At 61.7% G+C, this 17,172-nt stretch carries 17 protein-coding genes; 7 read left to right on the top strand and 10 right to left on the bottom strand.

What is annotated here, in order from left to right:
- Window positions 1–47 precede the first annotated feature (47 nt).
- Window positions 48–659, bottom strand: coding sequence for a methionine biosynthesis protein MetW (gene metW / locus ACNOHI_RS01270; RefSeq protein WP_420472814.1), 612 nt, complete (start codon window positions 657–659; stop codon window positions 48–50).
- Window positions 656–1,804, bottom strand: coding sequence for a homoserine O-succinyltransferase MetX (gene metX / locus ACNOHI_RS01265; protein WP_420472813.1), 1,149 nt, complete (start codon window positions 1,802–1,804; stop codon window positions 656–658). The genes metW and metX overlap by 4 nt, the downstream gene beginning before the upstream one ends.
- A gap of 422 nt (window positions 1,805–2,226) precedes the next feature.
- On the opposite strand from metX, the gene ACNOHI_RS01260 reads away from it, so the two are divergent.
- From ACNOHI_RS01260 to ACNOHI_RS01250, 3 genes are all read left to right on the top strand, one after another.
- On the top strand, window positions 2,227–3,207 hold the full coding sequence (locus ACNOHI_RS01260; RefSeq protein WP_420472812.1) for a Bug family tripartite tricarboxylate transporter substrate binding protein: 981 nt from the start codon (window positions 2,227–2,229) through the stop codon (window positions 3,205–3,207).
- A gap of 138 nt (window positions 3,208–3,345) precedes the next feature.
- A complete protein-coding gene (locus ACNOHI_RS01255; RefSeq protein ID WP_420472811.1) occupies window positions 3,346–3,834 on the top strand; it encodes a tripartite tricarboxylate transporter TctB family protein in 489 nt (162 codons plus the stop codon).
- 2 nt (window positions 3,835–3,836) lie between these two features.
- A complete protein-coding gene (locus ACNOHI_RS01250) occupies window positions 3,837–5,354 on the top strand; it encodes a tripartite tricarboxylate transporter permease (protein WP_420472810.1) in 1,518 nt (505 codons plus the stop codon).
- 70 nt (window positions 5,355–5,424) lie between these two features.
- On the opposite strand, the gene ptsP is transcribed toward ACNOHI_RS01250, so the two are convergent.
- From ptsP to ACNOHI_RS01210, 8 genes are all read right to left on the bottom strand, one after another.
- Window positions 5,425–7,176 carry a phosphoenolpyruvate--protein phosphotransferase gene (ptsP, locus tag ACNOHI_RS01245; protein WP_420472809.1) on the bottom strand — a complete coding sequence of 584 codons (1,752 nt, stop codon included), beginning with the start codon at window positions 7,174–7,176 and terminating at the stop codon, window positions 5,425–5,427.
- Window positions 7,177–7,209: 33 nt separating this feature from the next.
- Window positions 7,210–7,479 (bottom strand): HPr family phosphocarrier protein, encoded by a 270-nt coding sequence (locus ACNOHI_RS01240; RefSeq protein ID WP_420472808.1) that lies wholly within the window; start codon window positions 7,477–7,479, stop codon window positions 7,210–7,212.
- 19 nt (window positions 7,480–7,498) lie between these two features.
- Window positions 7,499–7,906 carry a PTS sugar transporter subunit IIA gene (locus ACNOHI_RS01235; protein ID WP_420472807.1) on the bottom strand — a complete coding sequence of 136 codons (408 nt, stop codon included), beginning with the start codon at window positions 7,904–7,906 and terminating at the stop codon, window positions 7,499–7,501.
- Window positions 7,907–8,011: 105 nt separating this feature from the next.
- Window positions 8,012–8,953 (bottom strand): glutathione synthase, encoded by a 942-nt coding sequence (gshB, locus tag ACNOHI_RS01230; RefSeq protein WP_420472806.1) that lies wholly within the window; start codon window positions 8,951–8,953, stop codon window positions 8,012–8,014.
- Between the two features lie 12 nt (window positions 8,954–8,965).
- On the bottom strand, window positions 8,966–10,264 hold the full coding sequence (gshA, locus tag ACNOHI_RS01225) for a glutamate--cysteine ligase (RefSeq protein WP_420472805.1): 1,299 nt from the start codon (window positions 10,262–10,264) through the stop codon (window positions 8,966–8,968).
- Between the two features lie 270 nt (window positions 10,265–10,534).
- Entirely contained in the window at window positions 10,535–12,073 is a 1,539-nt protein-coding gene (locus ACNOHI_RS01220; RefSeq protein ID WP_420472804.1) for an ammonium transporter, read from the bottom strand.
- Window positions 12,074–12,085: 12 nt separating this feature from the next.
- The gene (locus tag ACNOHI_RS01215; RefSeq protein ID WP_170942283.1) at window positions 12,086–12,424 is read right to left on the bottom strand and encodes a P-II family nitrogen regulator; all 339 of its coding nucleotides are present in this window, start codon (window positions 12,422–12,424) and stop codon (window positions 12,086–12,088) included.
- Window positions 12,425–12,435: 11 nt separating this feature from the next.
- Complete coding sequence (locus ACNOHI_RS01210; RefSeq protein WP_420472803.1) at window positions 12,436–13,164, bottom strand: TorF family putative porin; 729 nt, start codon at window positions 13,162–13,164, stop codon at window positions 12,436–12,438.
- Window positions 13,165–13,401: 237 nt separating this feature from the next.
- On the opposite strand from ACNOHI_RS01210, the gene ACNOHI_RS01205 reads away from it, so the two are divergent.
- From ACNOHI_RS01205 to ACNOHI_RS01190, 4 genes are all read left to right on the top strand, one after another.
- A complete protein-coding gene (locus tag ACNOHI_RS01205) occupies window positions 13,402–13,644 on the top strand; it encodes an accessory factor UbiK family protein (RefSeq protein WP_420472802.1) in 243 nt (80 codons plus the stop codon).
- A gap of 3 nt (window positions 13,645–13,647) precedes the next feature.
- Window positions 13,648–15,171, top strand: a complete 1,524-nt coding sequence (locus ACNOHI_RS01200; RefSeq protein WP_420472801.1) for a YifB family Mg chelatase-like AAA ATPase — start codon at window positions 13,648–13,650, stop codon at window positions 15,169–15,171.
- An 83-nt stretch (window positions 15,172–15,254) separates the two neighbouring features.
- Entirely contained in the window at window positions 15,255–16,103 is an 849-nt protein-coding gene (locus tag ACNOHI_RS01195; protein WP_420472800.1) for an AraC family transcriptional regulator, read from the top strand.
- A 51-nt stretch (window positions 16,104–16,154) separates the two neighbouring features.
- Window positions 16,155–17,126, top strand: a complete 972-nt coding sequence (locus ACNOHI_RS01190) for a DMT family transporter (protein ID WP_420472799.1) — start codon at window positions 16,155–16,157, stop codon at window positions 17,124–17,126.
- Window positions 17,127–17,172 lie beyond the last annotated feature (46 nt).

Here is a 17,172-nt window from a genome sequence, read left to right as displayed (position 1 = left end):
GTGGTTTTCGGGCAGGCGGAGAATGGCGTTGTCGCTAGGCGGCAGCTTCATGCGGGTGTCTTTTTTCGGAGTCGGAACACGGCAAGGCTACCACGCCAGTTCGGCAGGAATGAGACGGGCTTACCTTCATGCAAAGCAATGCATTCAAGCACTTCGAGTCCGACTTTATTGGCGAGTTCCTCGAAGTCCTTGATCGTAGCGCAACGTACGTTGGGCGTGTCGTACCACTCGTAGGGCAGCGACTTCGACACCGGCATGCGTCCGCGCAGCAGCGCGAAACGGTGTGGCCAGTAGGCAAAGTTGGGGAAGGAGACGATCGCTTCGCGTCCCACGCGTGCGATATCCGCCAGGATGCCTTCGACGTTCTTCATCATCTGCAGCGCAGACAGGCAGAGCACCGTATCGAAGGCGCTGTCGGTAAACATGGCGAGTCCCGCCTCCAGGTCCTGCTGGATGACTGACACGCCGCGGCTGACACAGGTCGGAATCTTGTTGTCGTCAATCTCGACGCCGTAGCCGATGCAGCGCTTTTCGGATTGCAGGTATTCGAGCATGACGCCGTCGCCGCAGCCGAGGTCGAGCACGTGCGAGTCGGTCGCAACCCAGTGGGCGATGAAGGCGAGGTCCGGGCGCAAGGCAATGAGTTCGCGGAAGTTCATGTGCGTCCTCCGCCGTTGATGTCCTGCCAGATGCGGTCGTAATAGGCTTTTACTACATTCATGTAACGGGGATCCTCGAGCAGGAAGGCATCGTGGCCGTGGGGCGCATCGATTTCCGCATAATCAACGCGGCGCTTGTTCTTGACCAGGGCTTGCACGATTTCGCGGCTGCGCTCGGGCGAAAAGCGCCAGTCGGTGGTGAAGGACACGAGCAGGTACTGCGCCTTCGTGTTGGCCAATGCGGCGGCAAGGTCGTCGCCATGCTCGCGCGCCGGGTCGAAGTAATCGAGGGCCTTGGTGATCAGCAGGTAAGTGTTGGCGTCGAAGTATTCGGAGAACTTGTCGCCCTGGTAGCGCAGGTAGGATTCGATCTCGAAGTCGATGCCGAAGCCGAACTGGAAATCGCCGTTGCGCAGCGACCGTCCGAATTTCTCGGCCATGCTGTCATCCGACAGGTAGGTGATGTGGCCGACCATGCGCGCCACGCGCAGGCCGCGCTTGGGCACGACGCCGTGGGCATAGTAGTCGCCGCCGTGGAAATCCGGATCGGTCAGGATGGATTGACGGGCAACGTCGTTGAAGGCGATGTTTTGCGCCGAGAGCTTGGGCGTCGACGCGATCACGACCGCGTGGTGCAGGCGCTCCGGAAAAATGATGCTCCATGCGAGGGCCTGCATGCCGCCGAGCGAGCCGCCCATGACGGCGGCAAATTTCTCGATGCCCAGCTTGTCGGCCAGTCGCGCCTGCGCATTGACCCAGTCTTCCACCGTGACGACGGGAAAGCTGGCGCCGTAGGGCTTGCCGCTGGCGGGATTGATATGCATCGGACCGGTCGAGCCAAAGCAGGAGCCGGGATTGTTGACCCCGATGACGAAGAAGCGGTCCGTGTCCACCGGCTTGCCGGGACCGACCATGTTGTCCCACCAGCCGACGTTCTTGCTGCCGTCCACGCCTTCATAGACGCCTGCCACGTGATGCGACGCGTTGAGGGCGTGGCAGATCAGTACGGCGTTGGAACGGTCGGCGTTGAGCGTGCCGTAGGTTTCGTACATCAGCGTGTAGTCGGCGAGCGTGGCGCCGCTGCGGAGCGTCAATGGCTCCGCGAAATGCATGGATTTGGGTGAAACGATTCCGATGGATGGCATAGAGATCCAGGTAACGAGCGCCGGATTTTCTGGGAATCCATTGCGCCGAAAACAAAAAAGCCCGACAGCGAACAGCTTATCGGGCTTTAGGGGCTTTCTTGCAAGCACGCTTTAGCCGTATTTATTACGCGCCCGCAAGCTGATCATCAAATCGGCGCATTGCATAAGAATAACCAAGTCGCTTCCCCCAGTCAAACCCGCCCGGCCGTGATCCTTGTTTGCTTTACAAGCTTCTTGCGGCTGCTAATCTGCCTAGAGCGGCTATCGCGCACCAATAACAAAGAAGCAACTGCCTGCCGAACCGCAAAACCATGATCGAAAGCTAAATGCAAGCTACGGTGTTTTACAGTTCGCCTCACAGCGCATGTGCCCTGGCGCTCACACAATAATCAGGGTCGTTACTAGGATGAAGGAGATTCTCCATGACTATCGGCAAACGCAATTCCCTCAGCCGCTGGCTGCTCAGCTCGATCACGGCCATCGGCCTGGTCGCAAGCGCACCGGCACTGGCCCTCGACAGCATCAAGATGCTGGTGCCGGCCAATCCGGGCGGCGGCTGGGATCAAACCGGCCGCGGCCTCGCCCAAGCCATGCAGCAGGGCGAAATCGTCAAAAAGGTTCAGGTCGACAACAAGGGTGGCGCTGCAGGCACGATCGGCCTCGCACAATTCGTCAACTCAGCCAAGGGCGATCCCTCCGCGGTGCTGATCGGCGGCAGCGTGATGGTGGGCGGCATCGCGCTCAACAAGTCCCCGGTCAACCTGTCGCAGGTGACCCCGATCGCGCGCCTGACCGGCGAATATGACGTCCTGGTTGTTCCTTCCAGCTCCCCGATCAAGTCGCTCAAGGACCTGATCGCCCAGTTCAAGTCCAACCCGGGCGGCGTGTCCTGGGGCGGTGGTTCCGCCGGCGGCACCGACCACATCATTGTCGCGATGATCGCGCAGGCGACCGGCGTCGATGTCAGCAAGATCAACTACATCCCGTTCGCGGGCGGCGGTGAAGCGCAAGCAGCCGTGCTTGGCGGCCACGTCACGGTCGGCTTGTCCGGCTACAACGAGTTCGCCGGCCAGATCCAGTCGGGCAAGTTCCGTCCGCTGGCAGTGACGTCCGGCAAGCGCCTGCCCGGCATCGACGTCCCGACGCTCAAGGAACAGGGCGTGGATGTCGAGCTGTCAAACTGGCGCGCCATCTTTGCCGCGCCCGGCATCAACGACGCCCAAAAGCGCGAGCTGATGACGACCATCGACAAGGCCGTCAAGACCAAGCAGTGGCAGGACCTGCTTGCCAAGAACGGCTGGGCCGACGCCTACCTGCCGGGTGACGCCTTTGCCCAATACCTCGACAACGAGGTGAAGCAGACCGAGAAGATCATCAACAGCCTCGGCCTCGTCAAGAAGTAAGCATGACACCGGGCGGGACTGGGTCCCGCCCGTTTTCCTTCCGCATCTGTCTTGCCCAGCCGGCGTCGGCGCAGCTCGCCTTGTACGTCACGCTGGTATAAAAATAAAGACACAACCTCTCGAATTCTAGGTGAACCTATGACCCCTCGTTCCCCGATCAACCCGGGCGAGTTGATGGTTTCCATTGCGCTGGCAACACTGGGAATCTTTGTCATCGCCGGCACGCAGGACATTTCCGGCGGCGGCGGTTACTCGCAAGTCGGCCCCCGCGCCTTCCCCTACCTGATTGGCGCCGGCCTCGTCATCCTCGGCGGCATCCTCAGCTGGCAGGCTGTCTCGGGCGGCTGGCGCAACGTGCCGATGGACGACGAAACCAACCATGACGCGCCGGACTGGGTCGCGTTCGCGGTTCTCAGCACGGGCGTCATCCTGCACATGGCAGCGATTGCGTGGGCCGGTTTCATCCTCGCATCCGCATTCCTCTTTACCCTCGTGGCGCGCAGTTTCGGCAGCCGCAAGCTGATCCGCGATATCGTGGTCGGCCTGGTCCTGTCCACGATCGCCTTCTTCATCTTCACACGCGGCCTGGGATTGAACTTGCCGAGCGGCCTGCTGGGAGGTATGTAAACATGGAAACCTTTAATGCATTGATCGCCGGGTTCGGCGTCGCGATGACGCTGCAGAATCTGATGCTCGGACTTATCGGGGTCACCCTCGGCACGCTGGTCGGCGTGCTGCCCGGTGTCGGCCCCGCGCTGACCGTGGCATTGCTGCTGCCCGCGACGACGGGCTTCGATCCCACAGGCGCGCTGATCATGTTCGCCGGCATCTATTACGGTGCGATGTATGGCGGCTCGACGACGTCGATCCTGCTGAACACGCCGGGCGAGTCGGCAACCATCGTGACCGCGCTGGAAGGTAACCTGATGGCCAAGGCCGGGCGCGCTGGTCCTGCGCTGTCGACATCGGCCATCGGCTCCTTCGTCGCCGGCACAATTTCGGTGGTGATGCTTACCGTCATGGCGCCGCTCGTGGTGGACGTGGCGATCAAGTTCGGCCCGGCGGAATACTTCGCCGTGATGATCCTGGCCTTCGTCACCGTCTCCACGCTGCTCGGCGCCTCGATGGCACGCGGATTGGCCAGCCTGTTCTTCGGCCTGTGGATCGGCCTGATCGGCATCGACGGCCAGACCGGCCAGCCGCGCTTCACGATGGGCATCCCGGAGCTGCTCGACGGCATCGACGTCGTGGTGGCTGCAGTCGGCCTGTTCGCAGTCGGCGAAACGCTGTACCTCGCGACCTACCTGAACAAGGCGGAAGACAAGCTGGAACAGGTCAAGGGGTCGATCTGGATGTCGAAGTCGGACTGGGCGCGCTCCTGGAAACCCTGGCTGCGCGGTACCATGCTCGGCTTCCCGATCGGCGCCATGCCGGCCGGCGGTTCGGAGATCCCGACCTTCCTGTCGTACTCGATGGAGAAGAAGCTGAGCAAGAATCCGGAAGAGTTCGGCAAGGGCGCCATCGAAGGCGTGGCAGGACCGGAAGCGGCGAACAATGCGTCGAGCACCGGCACGCTCGCGATGCTGCTGACCATCGGCCTGCCGACGTCGGCGACCGCGGCTATCGTGCTGGCAGCATTCCAGCAATACGGCCTGCAGCCCGGTCCGCTGCTGTTCGAAACCCAGCCGTTGCTGGTGTGGGGCCTGATTGCCTCGATGTACATCGGCAACGTGCTGCTGCTGATCCTGAACCTGCCGCTGGTCGGCCTTTGGATCAAGCTGCTGTCGATTCCACGTCCGTTGCTGTACGGCGGCATCCTGATCTTCGCGACGCTCGGTGCCTATGGCCTGCGCAACTCGTGGTTCGACCTGCTGCTGCTGTACATCATCGGCCTGATCGGCTTCCTGATGCGCCGCTACGACATCCCGGTCGCGCCGACCATCGTCGGAATGATCCTCGGTCCGGTAGCGGAACAGCAGCTGCGCCGCGCGCTGTCGATCAGCCAGGGTGACATGACGATCTTCTTTACCAAGCCGATCTCGGCGTCGATCCTGCTGCTGACCGCAGCGCTGGTGATCGGCCCGTTGCTGTGGAAGCGCCATCTTGCAAGGCGTGCCGCAGCGTTGCCGGAAGCGGCGCCGTCCTGATCGCAGGCGATGCAATGAAAAAGGGGACTCAATCGAGTCCCCTTTCTTGTTGGTGCCAGCGGCAGTCCTGTCAGAGCTCGCGGAGCTGTTCGACAGCGCTGACGATGGCTGCTGGCTCCATCGTGCGCAGGATCTTCTTCGTTTGCGCCGCGATGGCGTTCAGGTCGGTGTTGAGGATCTCCTGCTTCACCGAAAGGATCTGCGTCGGATGCATGGAGAATTCGCGCAACCCCATGCCGAGCAGCAGGCGTGTCATGCGCGTGTCGCCCGCCATCTCGCCACAGACGGAGATCGGAACACCCGCCTTCGCGCCAATCGAGATCGTGCTTGCCAGCAGGTACAGCACCGCCGGGTGCAGCGGGTTGTAAAGATGCGCCACCTCATGGTCCGCGCGGTCGATGGCCAGGGTGTACTGAATCAGGTCGTTGGTGCCGACCGACAGGAAATCCATGCGCTTGACGAACATCGGCAGCGTGAGCGCCGCGGCGGGAATCTCGATCATCGCGCCGACCGGAATCAGCGGGTCGAATTTCTTGTTCTGCTCGCGCAATTGCGCCTTGGCCTGCTCGATCATCGCCAGGCTCTGGTCGATTTCGAAGGCATGGGCGAGCATCGGGATCAGGAGCTTGATCGGGCCGTAAGCCGATGCGCGCAGGATGGCGCGCAACTGCTGCAGGAACATCTGCGGCTCCGCAAGGCAGAAGCGGATCGCGCGCAGGCCGAGTGCGGGATTGAGCGCAGTCTGCTCCGCGGAATCAAGCGGCTTGTCGGCACCGATATCGAGCGTACGGATGGTGACCGGCCGCCCCTTCATCGCCACCACGGCCTGGCGGTAGGACTCGAACTGCTCGTCCTCCGACGGCAGCTTGTTGACGAAGCCGGCACGGCCCATAAACAGGAATTCTGAACGGAACAGGCCGACGCCCATGGCGCCGGAGTCGAGTGCGCCGGGGCAGTCGTCCGGCAACTCGATGTTCGCCAGCAGCGTGATCTCGGTGCCGTCCCTGGTAATGGCAGGCGTTTTCTTCAGCTTTCCGAGCTTCTTGCGCTCGCGCATCAGCCGCTGCTGCAGCTCGCGGTATTGCTCCAGCACGTTCGGCGGCGGATCGACAATCACCACGCCGGCATCGCCGTCGATGACGATCATGTCATCCTGCTCGATCAGGGCGGACGCGTTGGACATACCCACGGCAGCGGGAATGTCGAGACTGCGCGCCACGATCGCCGTGTGTGAGTTCTGGCCGCCGAGGTCGGTCACGAATCCGCCGAAGGCCCGATCCTTGAACTGCAGCATGTCGGCGGGAGAGATGTCATGGGCCACCACGATCATGCGCCCGGCATTCTCGTCTCCGCCATCATGCGACGGCAGGGTGCTGGCGCTGCCCGTCAGCACTTTCAGCACGCGCTCGCCGACCTGCTGGATGTCGCTCTTGCGCTCGCGCAGGTAGGCATCCTCGATTTCGTCGAACTGCGCGGACAGCTCGTCGATCTGCGTCACCAGCGCCCATTCGGCGTTGTAATAGCGCGTGCGAATGATGTCGAGCGGCACTTCGGCAATCATTGGATCCGACAGGATCAGCGCGTGCACGTCGATGAACGCGCCGAGTTCGGCGGGCGCGTCTTTCGGCAGCTCGTTCCAGATCGTCTGCAATTCCTTGTGGACGCTGGCAATGGCCTTTTGCAGGCGAAGCACTTCCGCCTCGACCTGCTCCTGCGAGATCAGGTAATGCTTGACGTCGAGCGCAGCCGGCGCGAGCAGGTGCGCGCGACCGATCGCGATGCCGCGTGAGACCGGAATCCCGTGGAGCGTGAAGGAAGCCATTGTATGTGCCGGGCGTGTGAGGGGCGAAAAGGCTTATTCGCCTTCGCCGAACTTATTCTGTATCAGCTCGAAGAGCGCGTCAAAACACTCTTTTTCGTCTGCGCCGTCTGTCTCAAGCACGACCTTCGCTCCCTTCCCGGCAGCCAGCATCATGACGCCCATGATGGACTTCGCATTGACCCTGCGCGCATTGCGCGTCAGCCAGACTTCGCTCTTGTACTTGGCGGCCAGTTGCGTGAGCTTTGCGGAAGCCCGCGCATGCAGGCCCAGCTTGTTGATAATTTCGATTTCCTGTTGAATCATTTTTTCTTGTGCTTGTTGTTCAGTTCGGAGAGAGCCGCACACGGTTATCCACCCGCACCGCCCCGCTCTGGCCTCCCGCAAGGGCCATTTCCACGACGACATCGATCGTATCGTTGCGATAGGTCAGCGCCCGCAGGAGCATCGGCAGGCTGATACCCGCAATGACCTCGATGTGGCCGGGGCTGCACAGCTTGAGCGTGCAGTTGGACGGCGTGCCTCCCATGACGTCCGTGATGACGAGCACGCCGCTGCCGTCGTCAAGGCGCTTGATCGCTTCCTGCGCGATCCGGTTCACTTCGGCGGTATCCTGGTCGGCACGCACGTCGATGGCCTCCATGCGTTCGGGACGCGCACGAAAGACGTGCGTGGCGGCGTCCATGAACGCGTTTCCCAGCGGTGCATGCGTCAGAAGAAGAATCCCTACCATGTCCTGTCCGGCCAAGAACAGTCGCGTGCGCGGTGGGACACCTGCCTTCCCCGAGCCGTCGACCTGTCCGTCGTTATTCTCCGCACACCGATTGCGCGAAGCGAATTATTTGCACTGCCTCTCCAGGGCGTCGATGAACATTGCTGCCACATCGAAGCCTGTCTGCTGCTTGATTTCCTGAAAACACGTGGGACTGGTGACATTGATTTCCGTCAGGCAGTCGCCGATGACGTCCAATCCTACCAGCAATAGTCCGCGCTTCAAAAGAACTGGCGCAAGGGCTTCGCCGATTTCCCGGTCGCGCGCCGAGATCGGCTGTGCCACGCCCAATCCGCCTGCAGCGAGATTACCCCGCACCTCGCCGCCTTGGGGAATGCGCGCGAGGCAGAATGGCACGACTTCCCCGCCGATCAGCAGCACGCGCTTGTCGCCCTGCACGATTTCCGGGATGAAGCGCTGGACCATGATGGTATGCGCGCCATTGCCGGTCAGTGTTTCAATGATCGAGCCCAGGTTCATGCCGTCATCCCTGACGCGGAAGATACCCGTCCCGCCCATGCCGTCCAGCGGCTTGAGGATGATGTCCTTGTGCTCCTGGTGGAAGGCCCGCACGCGCGCCGCGTCGCTGGTCACCAGCGTCGGCGCGGTGAATTGCGGAAACTGCGCAATCGCCAGCTTTTCGTTATGGCTGCGAATCGCCTCCGGCCGGTTGAAGACATGCGCCCCCTGCTTCTCCGCCACTTCAAGCAGATAAGTCAGGTAGACATACTCCATGTTGAACGGCGGATCCTTGCGCACGACGATGGCATCGAACGCATCCAGCGACGAGGCCAGCGGCGGTTCTGCGCGGTACCAGTCATCCTGGTCGCCCGTGAGCGTGATCCTTTGCACGTCGGCGGATACCTTGCCGTCGCGGAAGGCCATGTCCTTCTGCTGGAATGCAAAGAGTTCGTGGCCGCGGCGCGCGGCCTCGACCATCATCGCGTACGTCGTGTCCTTGTAGATCTTGAAGTGGTCCAGCGGGTCGGCAAGGAAAGCGAATTTCATGCAGGCGTTCCGTCAGTAGACTTCCGGATTCGGATCGGTCTTCTCGAGTTCGATGGATGCCGCGAGCAAGGCCATCCGCGCCACGACGCCGTACATGTAGAAACGGTTCGGCGGCGCTGTGCCCGGCTTGGCCTGCAGGTCGGGCAGCGCATGCTGCTGCGCAAAGGCGAGCGGCACGAAATGCGCGCCGGGCGAATTCAAATTCTCGTCGATGCCGCGCTCCGCATGCACGCGGTAGAAGCCGCCCACCACGTAGCGGTCGATCATGTACACCACCGGCTCGGCGACGGCGTCGTTGATGTGCTCGAAGGTATGCACGCCTTCCTGGATGATCACATCGGACACTTCCAGGCCTTCCTTCACGACCGACATCTTGTTGCGCTGCTTGCGGTTGAGGTCCTTCACCTCGCTCGCATCCTTGACCGACATGATGCCCATGCCATAGGTGCCCGCGTCCGCCTTGACGATGACGAAGGGCTTTTCCTTGATGCCGTATTCCTTGTACTTCTTGCGGATCTTCGACAGCAACGTGTCGACGTTCGCAGCGAGGCATTCCTCGCCGGTGCGCTCCTGGAAGTTGATCTCGCCGCACTTGGCGAAATACGGGTTGAGCATCCACGGGTCGACGTCGACCAGCTTGGAGAATTTCTTCACCACTTCATCGTAGGCAGCGAAGTGGTTAGTCTTGCGGCGCACTGCCCAACCGGCATGCAGCGGCGGCAGGAGATTCTGTTCGTGCAGGCCCTCGAGGACCTTCGGAATGCCGGACGACAGGTCGTTGTTCAGCAGGATGGTGCAGGGGTCGAAATTCTTCAGGCCGAGGCGGCGACCGTTGGCCGAACGTTCAAGCGGTTCCAGCGTCAGCGTCGTGCCGTCGGGCAAGTCGATGTTGGTCGGTTCCTTCACATCTTCCGACAGGGAACCCAGGCGCACATTCAGTCCGGTCTGGCGGAAGATCTGGATCAGGCGGGCGACGTTTTGCAGGTAGAAGGTATTGCGGGTATGCCGCTCCGGAATCAGGAGCAGGTTCTTGGCATCCGGACAATATTTTTCGATCGCGGCCATCGCTGCCTGCACGGCCAGCGGCAGCATTTCCGGCGACAGGTTGTTGAAGCCGCCTGGAAAAAGGTTGGTATCCACTGGCGCAAGCTTGAAGCCAGCGTTGCGCAGGTCCACCGAACAATAAAACGGCGGCGTGTGTTCCTGCCATTCCAAGCGGAACCAGCGCTCGATCGCCGGTGTCGCCGCCAGTATTTTCTTTTCCAGGTCGAGAAGCGGGCCGTTCAAGGCCGTAACGAGGTGCGGAACCATAAAAACCTTCGGGGTATAAGCATTCTTGCAAGCTGAATAAGTTGATTCTAACGGCAATCCCTCTGTTCCGCCTGCCGGCTGTTGTTCGATGATGCTCCCGCCGCAACCGATATTTCAGAAACGACAACACGGCAAAACGGTAAACATCCCGGGAAACCTAGATCTGGGCACTCTTCCGGTTTTAAAGGCAAGGACGAAAAAAAAGCGCCTCGAGACGAGGCGCTTTGTGAAGCCCGCGAACACGGGCGGGGAAACAGGTTCCCTTGGAGATCAGGAGTGGTATGCGGATTCGCCGTGGCTGGAGATGTCCAAGCCTTCGCGCTCTTCTTCTTCCGGAACGCGCAGACCGACGATCAGGTCAACCAGCTTGTAGGCAATGAAGGATACGACAGCGGACCAGATCAGGGTGGTCAGCACGCCTTGTGCCTGGATCCACACCTGGCCGGCGATCGAATACTCTTCCGCAACCTTGTTGGCAACGTAGTCGTAGATTCCCGTGCCGCCGAGGGAGGGAGCCGCGAACACGCCGGTTAGCAGCGCGCCGAGAATACCGCCCACGCCATGCACGCCGAACACGTCGAGCGAGTCGTCCGCGCCAAGCAGGCGCTTCAGGCCGTTCACGCCCCAAAGGCAGATCACGCCGGCCAGCAGGCCGATAACCAGTGCACCCATCACACCGACGAAACCGGCTGCCGGAGTAATCGCCACCAGGCCAGCGACGGCGCCGGAAGCGGCACCCAGCATGGACGGCTTGCCTTTACCCATCCACTCGCCGAAGCTCCAGGACAGGGTTGCAGCCGCGGTAGCCAGCAGGGTGTTGATCAGTGCCAGGGCAGCGGTGCCGCCTGCTTCCAGTGCGGAGCCGGCATTGAAACCGAACCAGCCCACCCACAGCATCGATGCGCCCACCATGGTCAGCGTCAGCGAGTGCGGTGCCATGGATTCACGACCGTAGCCGATACGCTTGCCGATGACATAGGCGCCAACCAGGCCAGCTATAGCCGCATTGATGTGCACCACGGTACCGCCGGCGAAGTCGAGCGCGCCCTTCTGGAACAGCCAGCCGGCTGCAGCGGTTGCCTTTTCAGCAGCGGCCGCGTCGGTGTAGGCATCCGGACCAGGCCAGAACCAGACCATGTGCGCAACCGGCAGGTAGGAGAAGGTGAACCACAGCACGACGAACAACAGCACGGCGGAGAACTTGATGCGTTCTGCGAACGCGCCGACGATCAGGCCGCAAGTGATGGCCGCGAACGTTGCCTGGAAGGCGGCGAACACGAACTCGGGGATCACGACGCCCTTGCTGAAGGTGGCCGCCATCGTTTCCGGCGTAATACCCTTCAGGAACAGACGGTCGAAGGAACCGATGAACGCGCCGCCCTCGGTAAATGCCAGCGAGTAGCCGTAGATGCACCAGAGCACGACGATCAGCGAGAAGATCATGAAGACCTGCATCAGGATCGACAGCATGTTCTTGGTGCGGACGAGGCCGCCGTAGAACAGTGCCAGGCCGGGGATCGTCATCAGGATGACGAGGACGGTTGCCATCATCATCCAGGCAGTATCGCCCTTGTTGGCCGTCGGTGCGGGTGCCGCAGCAGGAGCTGCTTCAGCCGGTGCGGCAGCAGCGGCAGGCGCTGCGGTTGCCGCAGCGGGAGCCGCCTCGGGAGCGGCAGGTGCGGCTGCCTGCGCAACGACAACCGCCTCGGTCTTGGCCGGTGCGGCCTCCTCGGCCAGCGCCGGTTGCGCAAAGCCGACGGCGATCAGCATGGAGCTGGCCGCCAGGATGCTTGCAAACAGTTTTTTCATCTCACCCCTCCTTTAGAGTGCTTCTTTACCGGTTTCGCCGGTACGGATACGAACGACTTGCTGCAAGTCGAACACGAAGATCTTGCCGTCGCCGATCTTTCCGGTGCGGGCCGAGCTCTCGATCGCTTCGATGGCGCGGTCAACGATGGCGTCATCCACGGCAGCTTCGATCTTGGTCTTGGGCAGGAAGTCGACCACATATTCGGCGCCACGATACAGCTCGGTGTGGCCTTTCTGGCGCCCGAAGCCCTTTACTTCCGTGACCGTAATGCCCTGGACACCGATCGCCGAGAGGGCTTCACGCACTTCATCGAGCTTGAAGGGTTTGATGATCGCAGTGATCAGTTTCATGATTTCCTCGCTTAGAAAGTCTTGGCGACTGACAGGACCAGGCTGTTCTTGCCCAGGTTCTTGCCGTTCGGGCCAACGTAGTTGTCGGTATCGGTACCGATGAGTGCCAGAGCGCCGGTCGCGATGCCGAAGTCCTTGGTCACGCCAACCTTCCAGTCGGTGTAGCTGAACGGCGAGTTGTTCTTCACCTTCTGGTGGCCGGCGTGCAGGTTCAGGGTCAGGCCTTCGCCGATTTCGACGTTAGCCCCGATGTCGAGGTAGCCACTGCGCTTGCTGTCGACGAAGCCGAACAGGTTGGTCAGCGAGTGCGAATACTTGATATAGGCCGGGCCGTAGCCGAGCTGACCGTAGATCTCGGTGGTGTTGGCGCTCGGGCTCAGGTTGTTGGACGGGTACTGGTAACGCAGGACACCCAGGTCATAGGAAACGCCGTCGACGATCTCGCCGCGCTTGCCGGCGTAGATATCCCATTCAATGCTGGCGTCGCCGCCCGGGACATCCTTGATCCACTTGATGGTGGACAACCACGTACCGGCGTAGAATCCGGTTGGGTTGTTAACGTAGTCTGCGCCACCCTGCAGGGCCGGCTTCAGACGGGTCTGGGAGATGCCGCGATAGCGGTAGTCACTCACCACCGATGCGTTGAAGCTGACTTCATGATCCGGCTTCTTGTCCTGGGCCTGTGCAAGGCTGCCCGTGAAGGCGGCGGCGATGGCAGCGGCAAGAATAATTTTTTTCATGGCGTTTCCCTTTTGATGGCGTTGGAAAAATGGGCGAATTGCATTTTTCCAACTACTTAGCAGGACTCATGCCACCGGTTTACCGCGCAGATGCGTTATCATTTTTATAATTTCGTGCTTTGCTCGTGGACTGCTCACACCTTTTTAAGGCAGTGCACCACGAAGTTCGCACCAAGGTGATGCGCACCACTTTTGCGCGCACCACTGAAGTGCGGCTTTTTCATCTTAGGATTGATTATGGACAAGACAAATTTCTTCAACGATCTCCAGGCAAAGATCAGCCAGGCAATCGAAAATTCGCCGGCGAAAGACATCGAGCGCAACGTCAAGGCCATGCTGACGCAAGGCTTTTCCCGGCTGGACCTGGTGACGCGCGAAGAATTCGATATCCAGAGCCAGGTACTGGCAAAGACCCGCGCCAAGCTCGATGCACTGGAAGCCCGCGTGGCGGAACTGGAAGCACAGTTGAAGAAACCCTGATCGATGAGCCTGGCCGTTCTGAAAAGCCGGGCCCTTGCCGGCATGCACGCGCCGGAGGTGACAGTAGAAGTCCATCTCGCGAACGGCCTGCCATCCTTCACCATCGTTGGCCTCCCCGAAACCGAGGTCAAGGAATCCAAGGACCGGGTGCGCGCCGCGCTGCAAAACGCCTGCTTCGAATTTCCTGCACGACGTATCACCGTCAATTTGGCCCCGGCTGACCTGCCGAAGGAATCCGGGCGCTTCGACCTCCCCATTGCCTTGGGCATTCTCGCTGCGTCTGGCCAGATGCCGGCCGACGACCTGGATAAATACGAGTTCGCCGGCGAACTGTCGCTCTCCGGCGAATTGCGTCCGATCCGCGGCGCCCTTGCCATGACCTATGCGATGCACCGTGCGGCAGGCAATTCCGGCAAGCAGCGCGCATTTATCCTGCCGCGCGCCAATGCGGAAGAAGCCGCGCTCGTCCGTGATGCCACCATTTTCCCGGCTGACACCTTGCTGCAGGTATGTGCCCACTTTGCGGCAATGTCGCAAGAAACAAGGCTTTCCCGGTACCGCCCTGCAGCAAACCCGATGCGGCCGGCGTACCCCGATTTTGCCGACGTCAAAGGTCAGGCCCAGGCGAAGCGGGCACTTGAAGTGGCGGCAACAGGCGGCCACAGTGTCCTCATGGTCGGCCCGCCGGGAACCGGAAAATCCATGCTCGCGGCGCGCTTCCCCGGCATCCTGCCGCCGATGACAGACGAGGAGGCGCTCGAGTCGGCCGCCGTCCAGTCCCTGACCAGCGGCTATTCCGCCAGCCGCTGGAAATCGCGTCCCTACCGCGCGCCGCACCACACAGCGTCCGGCGTGGCACTCGTCGGCGGCGGCAGTCCGCCGCGCCCTGGCGAAATCTCGCTGGCACATCGCGGGGTACTCTTCCTCGATGAGCTCCCTGAATTTGACCGAAAAGTTCTCGAAGTCCTGCGCGAACCGTTGGAGTCTGGACACATTACCATTTCGAGGGCCGCGCGCCAGGCAGATTTCCCCGCGCGCTTCCAGTTGGTTGCAGCAATGAACCCGTGCCCCTGCGGCTACCTTGGCCACAGCGCCAATAGATGCCGTTGCACGCCGGATGTTGTCGCGCGCTACCAGGACAAGATTTCCGGCCCCCTCCTCGACCGCATTGACATGCAGATCCAGGTCGGCGCGCTTCCCCACGAAGACATGCTGAAGCAGGCGGACGGCGAACCGACTGCGGCGATTGCCGATCGGGTCGAGCGTGCATTCGACCGGCAACTCAGCCGCCAGGGCAAGGCCAACCACGCACTATCCGGCGCCGAGATCGATGAACACTGCAAGCCCGATCCCGCAGCAGAACAACTGCTGCGCACGGCGATGGCGAGGCTGAACTGGTCGGCGCGCGCCTACCACCGCGTCCTCAAGGTGGCGCGGACGATCGCCGACCTCGCCGACGCGAGCACGATCGCGCAGCCCCATGTCGCGGAAGCAATTCAGTATCGTCGCGCACTCAGGGAGCATTGAACGCGCCGCGCAGGAATGCCGATAACGTTTTATGATGGCATCCGCGCCGTCCGGAACATTGCGGGCGGCAAATCGAGGCGCGCATGTTCCACCATCCTTCCGAGTTCGTCACCTTCAAGGCCTGCCCGCAGCTGCCGGGCGTGGAGCTGTATTCGGCGCGTCTGGTAAATCACGCCTTCGCGCCACATGCACATGACGGCTACTCGCTGGGTGCAATCGAATCCGGCGTCGAACGTTTCCGCCACCGCGGGTCGGAACACGTCGCTCCGGCCGACACGCTGGTCTTGCTCAATCCCGACGAATTGCATACCGGCCAGGCGGAAGTCGATACCGGCTGGACCTACCAGATGCTGTACATCGAGCCGGAAACCCTGCTCGAGCTGGCCGGCAGCGAGGCCTACTTCCCCGATGCGAGCGTGCATGATCCGAAGCTTGCCGCGGACTTCCGGCGCACCTTCCAGCGCATGTGGAAGGCACCGGACGATGTAGCATTCGCATCGGAATTCACGACGCTGGTCGATGCCATTGCCTCCCGCTACGGAAAGAATGTCCGCGACGTACGTCCGGCTTCGGCCAACGAAAAGCGCCGGATGGCGTCCATGCAGCGCGTACTCGACTGCATCGAGGCACATCTCGACGACAACCTCGGCATCGAAATGCTGGCTGCTGAAGCGGGCCTGTCCGTCTTTCATTTCGTCCGCACCTTCTCCGCGGCCTTCCATGTCACGCCGCATCAATACGTGCAGGCGCGCCGTGTCGCCCGCGCCAAGTCGCTGCTTGCCAAACGTGCCACACCGACGGATGCGGCCGCCGCAGCCGGACTGACCGACCAGAGCCACCTGAACCGGTGGTTCAAGCGCGCCTACGGCGTCACGCCCGCCCAGTACCAACAGCAAATCGGTACAAGACCGGAACTGAACCGCCGCGGATAATCGGCGTCATGGGTGCGCTCTTGCGCCCGCTGCCACACTTCGGAATTCATCATGTTCATCGGTTTGCTTTGCGCGCTCGGCGCCGGCCTCATGTGGGGCCTGGTGTTCGTCGCGCCCCTCATGCTCGGCGATTATCCCGGGCTGGTCCTGTCGTTCGGCCGCTATATCGGCTTCGGGCTGATTGCACTGGTGCCGGCCTACTTCGACCGCCGCCGCATCGTCGCGCTGACACGGGATGACTGGATCGCGGCGCTCAAGCTGGCGCTGGTCGGAAACATTCTCTATTACGCCGCGCTGGCCACCGGCATCCAGCTCGCCGACGCGCCGTTGCCGACGATGATGATCGGGACGCTTCCGGTCGTGATTGCCATCTGTTCGAACTGGTCGCCCGGCCATCCGTCGGAAGCAGTGGCCTGGGGGCGGCTCGCCCCTTCGCTCGTCATCATCTTCATCGGCTTGATGCTGGTGAATGCAAGCGAACTCGCGCACCTCGACGGCAGCCGCACCATCTCGGACTATGCATTGGGCTGCTTCATTACGCTTGGCGCGCTCGCCGCGTGGACCTGGTATCCGATCATGAATGCGAGGCACATGAAACAGTATCCGCACATCGCGTCATCCACGTGGGCCACCGTTCAAGGTTTGGCGACGCTGCCGCTGGCACTCATCGGTTTCGCCGGCTACGGCGTGTACGTGGCATTCCAACCCGCTGCTTACGACTTCCCGCTCGGACCGCGTCCGTCGGAGTTCATCGGCCTGATGCTTACGCTCGGATTGTGTGCTTCGTGGCTTGGCACGATGTTGTGGAACAAGGCGAGCCAGAAACTGCCGACTTCACTCGCCGGACAGCTCATCGTGTTCGAAACCTTGTCGGCGCTGCTCTATGCGTTCATCTGGCGCGGCGCAGCACCAACCGCGACCGTCCTCACCGGCATTGCCTTGCTCTGCGCCGGCGTCGTGCTCGGAATGCGCGCATTCCAGAGAGCGCATGCCGACAGCGCCGCGACGGAGGCGGCTCAGTAAGCTGACCGACGGCCGGGACGGAAGAGGGCGCAACTGCTACCATGTC

Source organism: Noviherbaspirillum sp. ST9 (genome assembly GCF_048799745.1).
Classification (GTDB): Bacteria; Pseudomonadota; Gammaproteobacteria; order Burkholderiales; family Burkholderiaceae_D; genus Noviherbaspirillum.
Note: the sequence above shows the minus strand (reverse complement) of the source record. Positions and strands in the feature narration are given on the sequence as shown.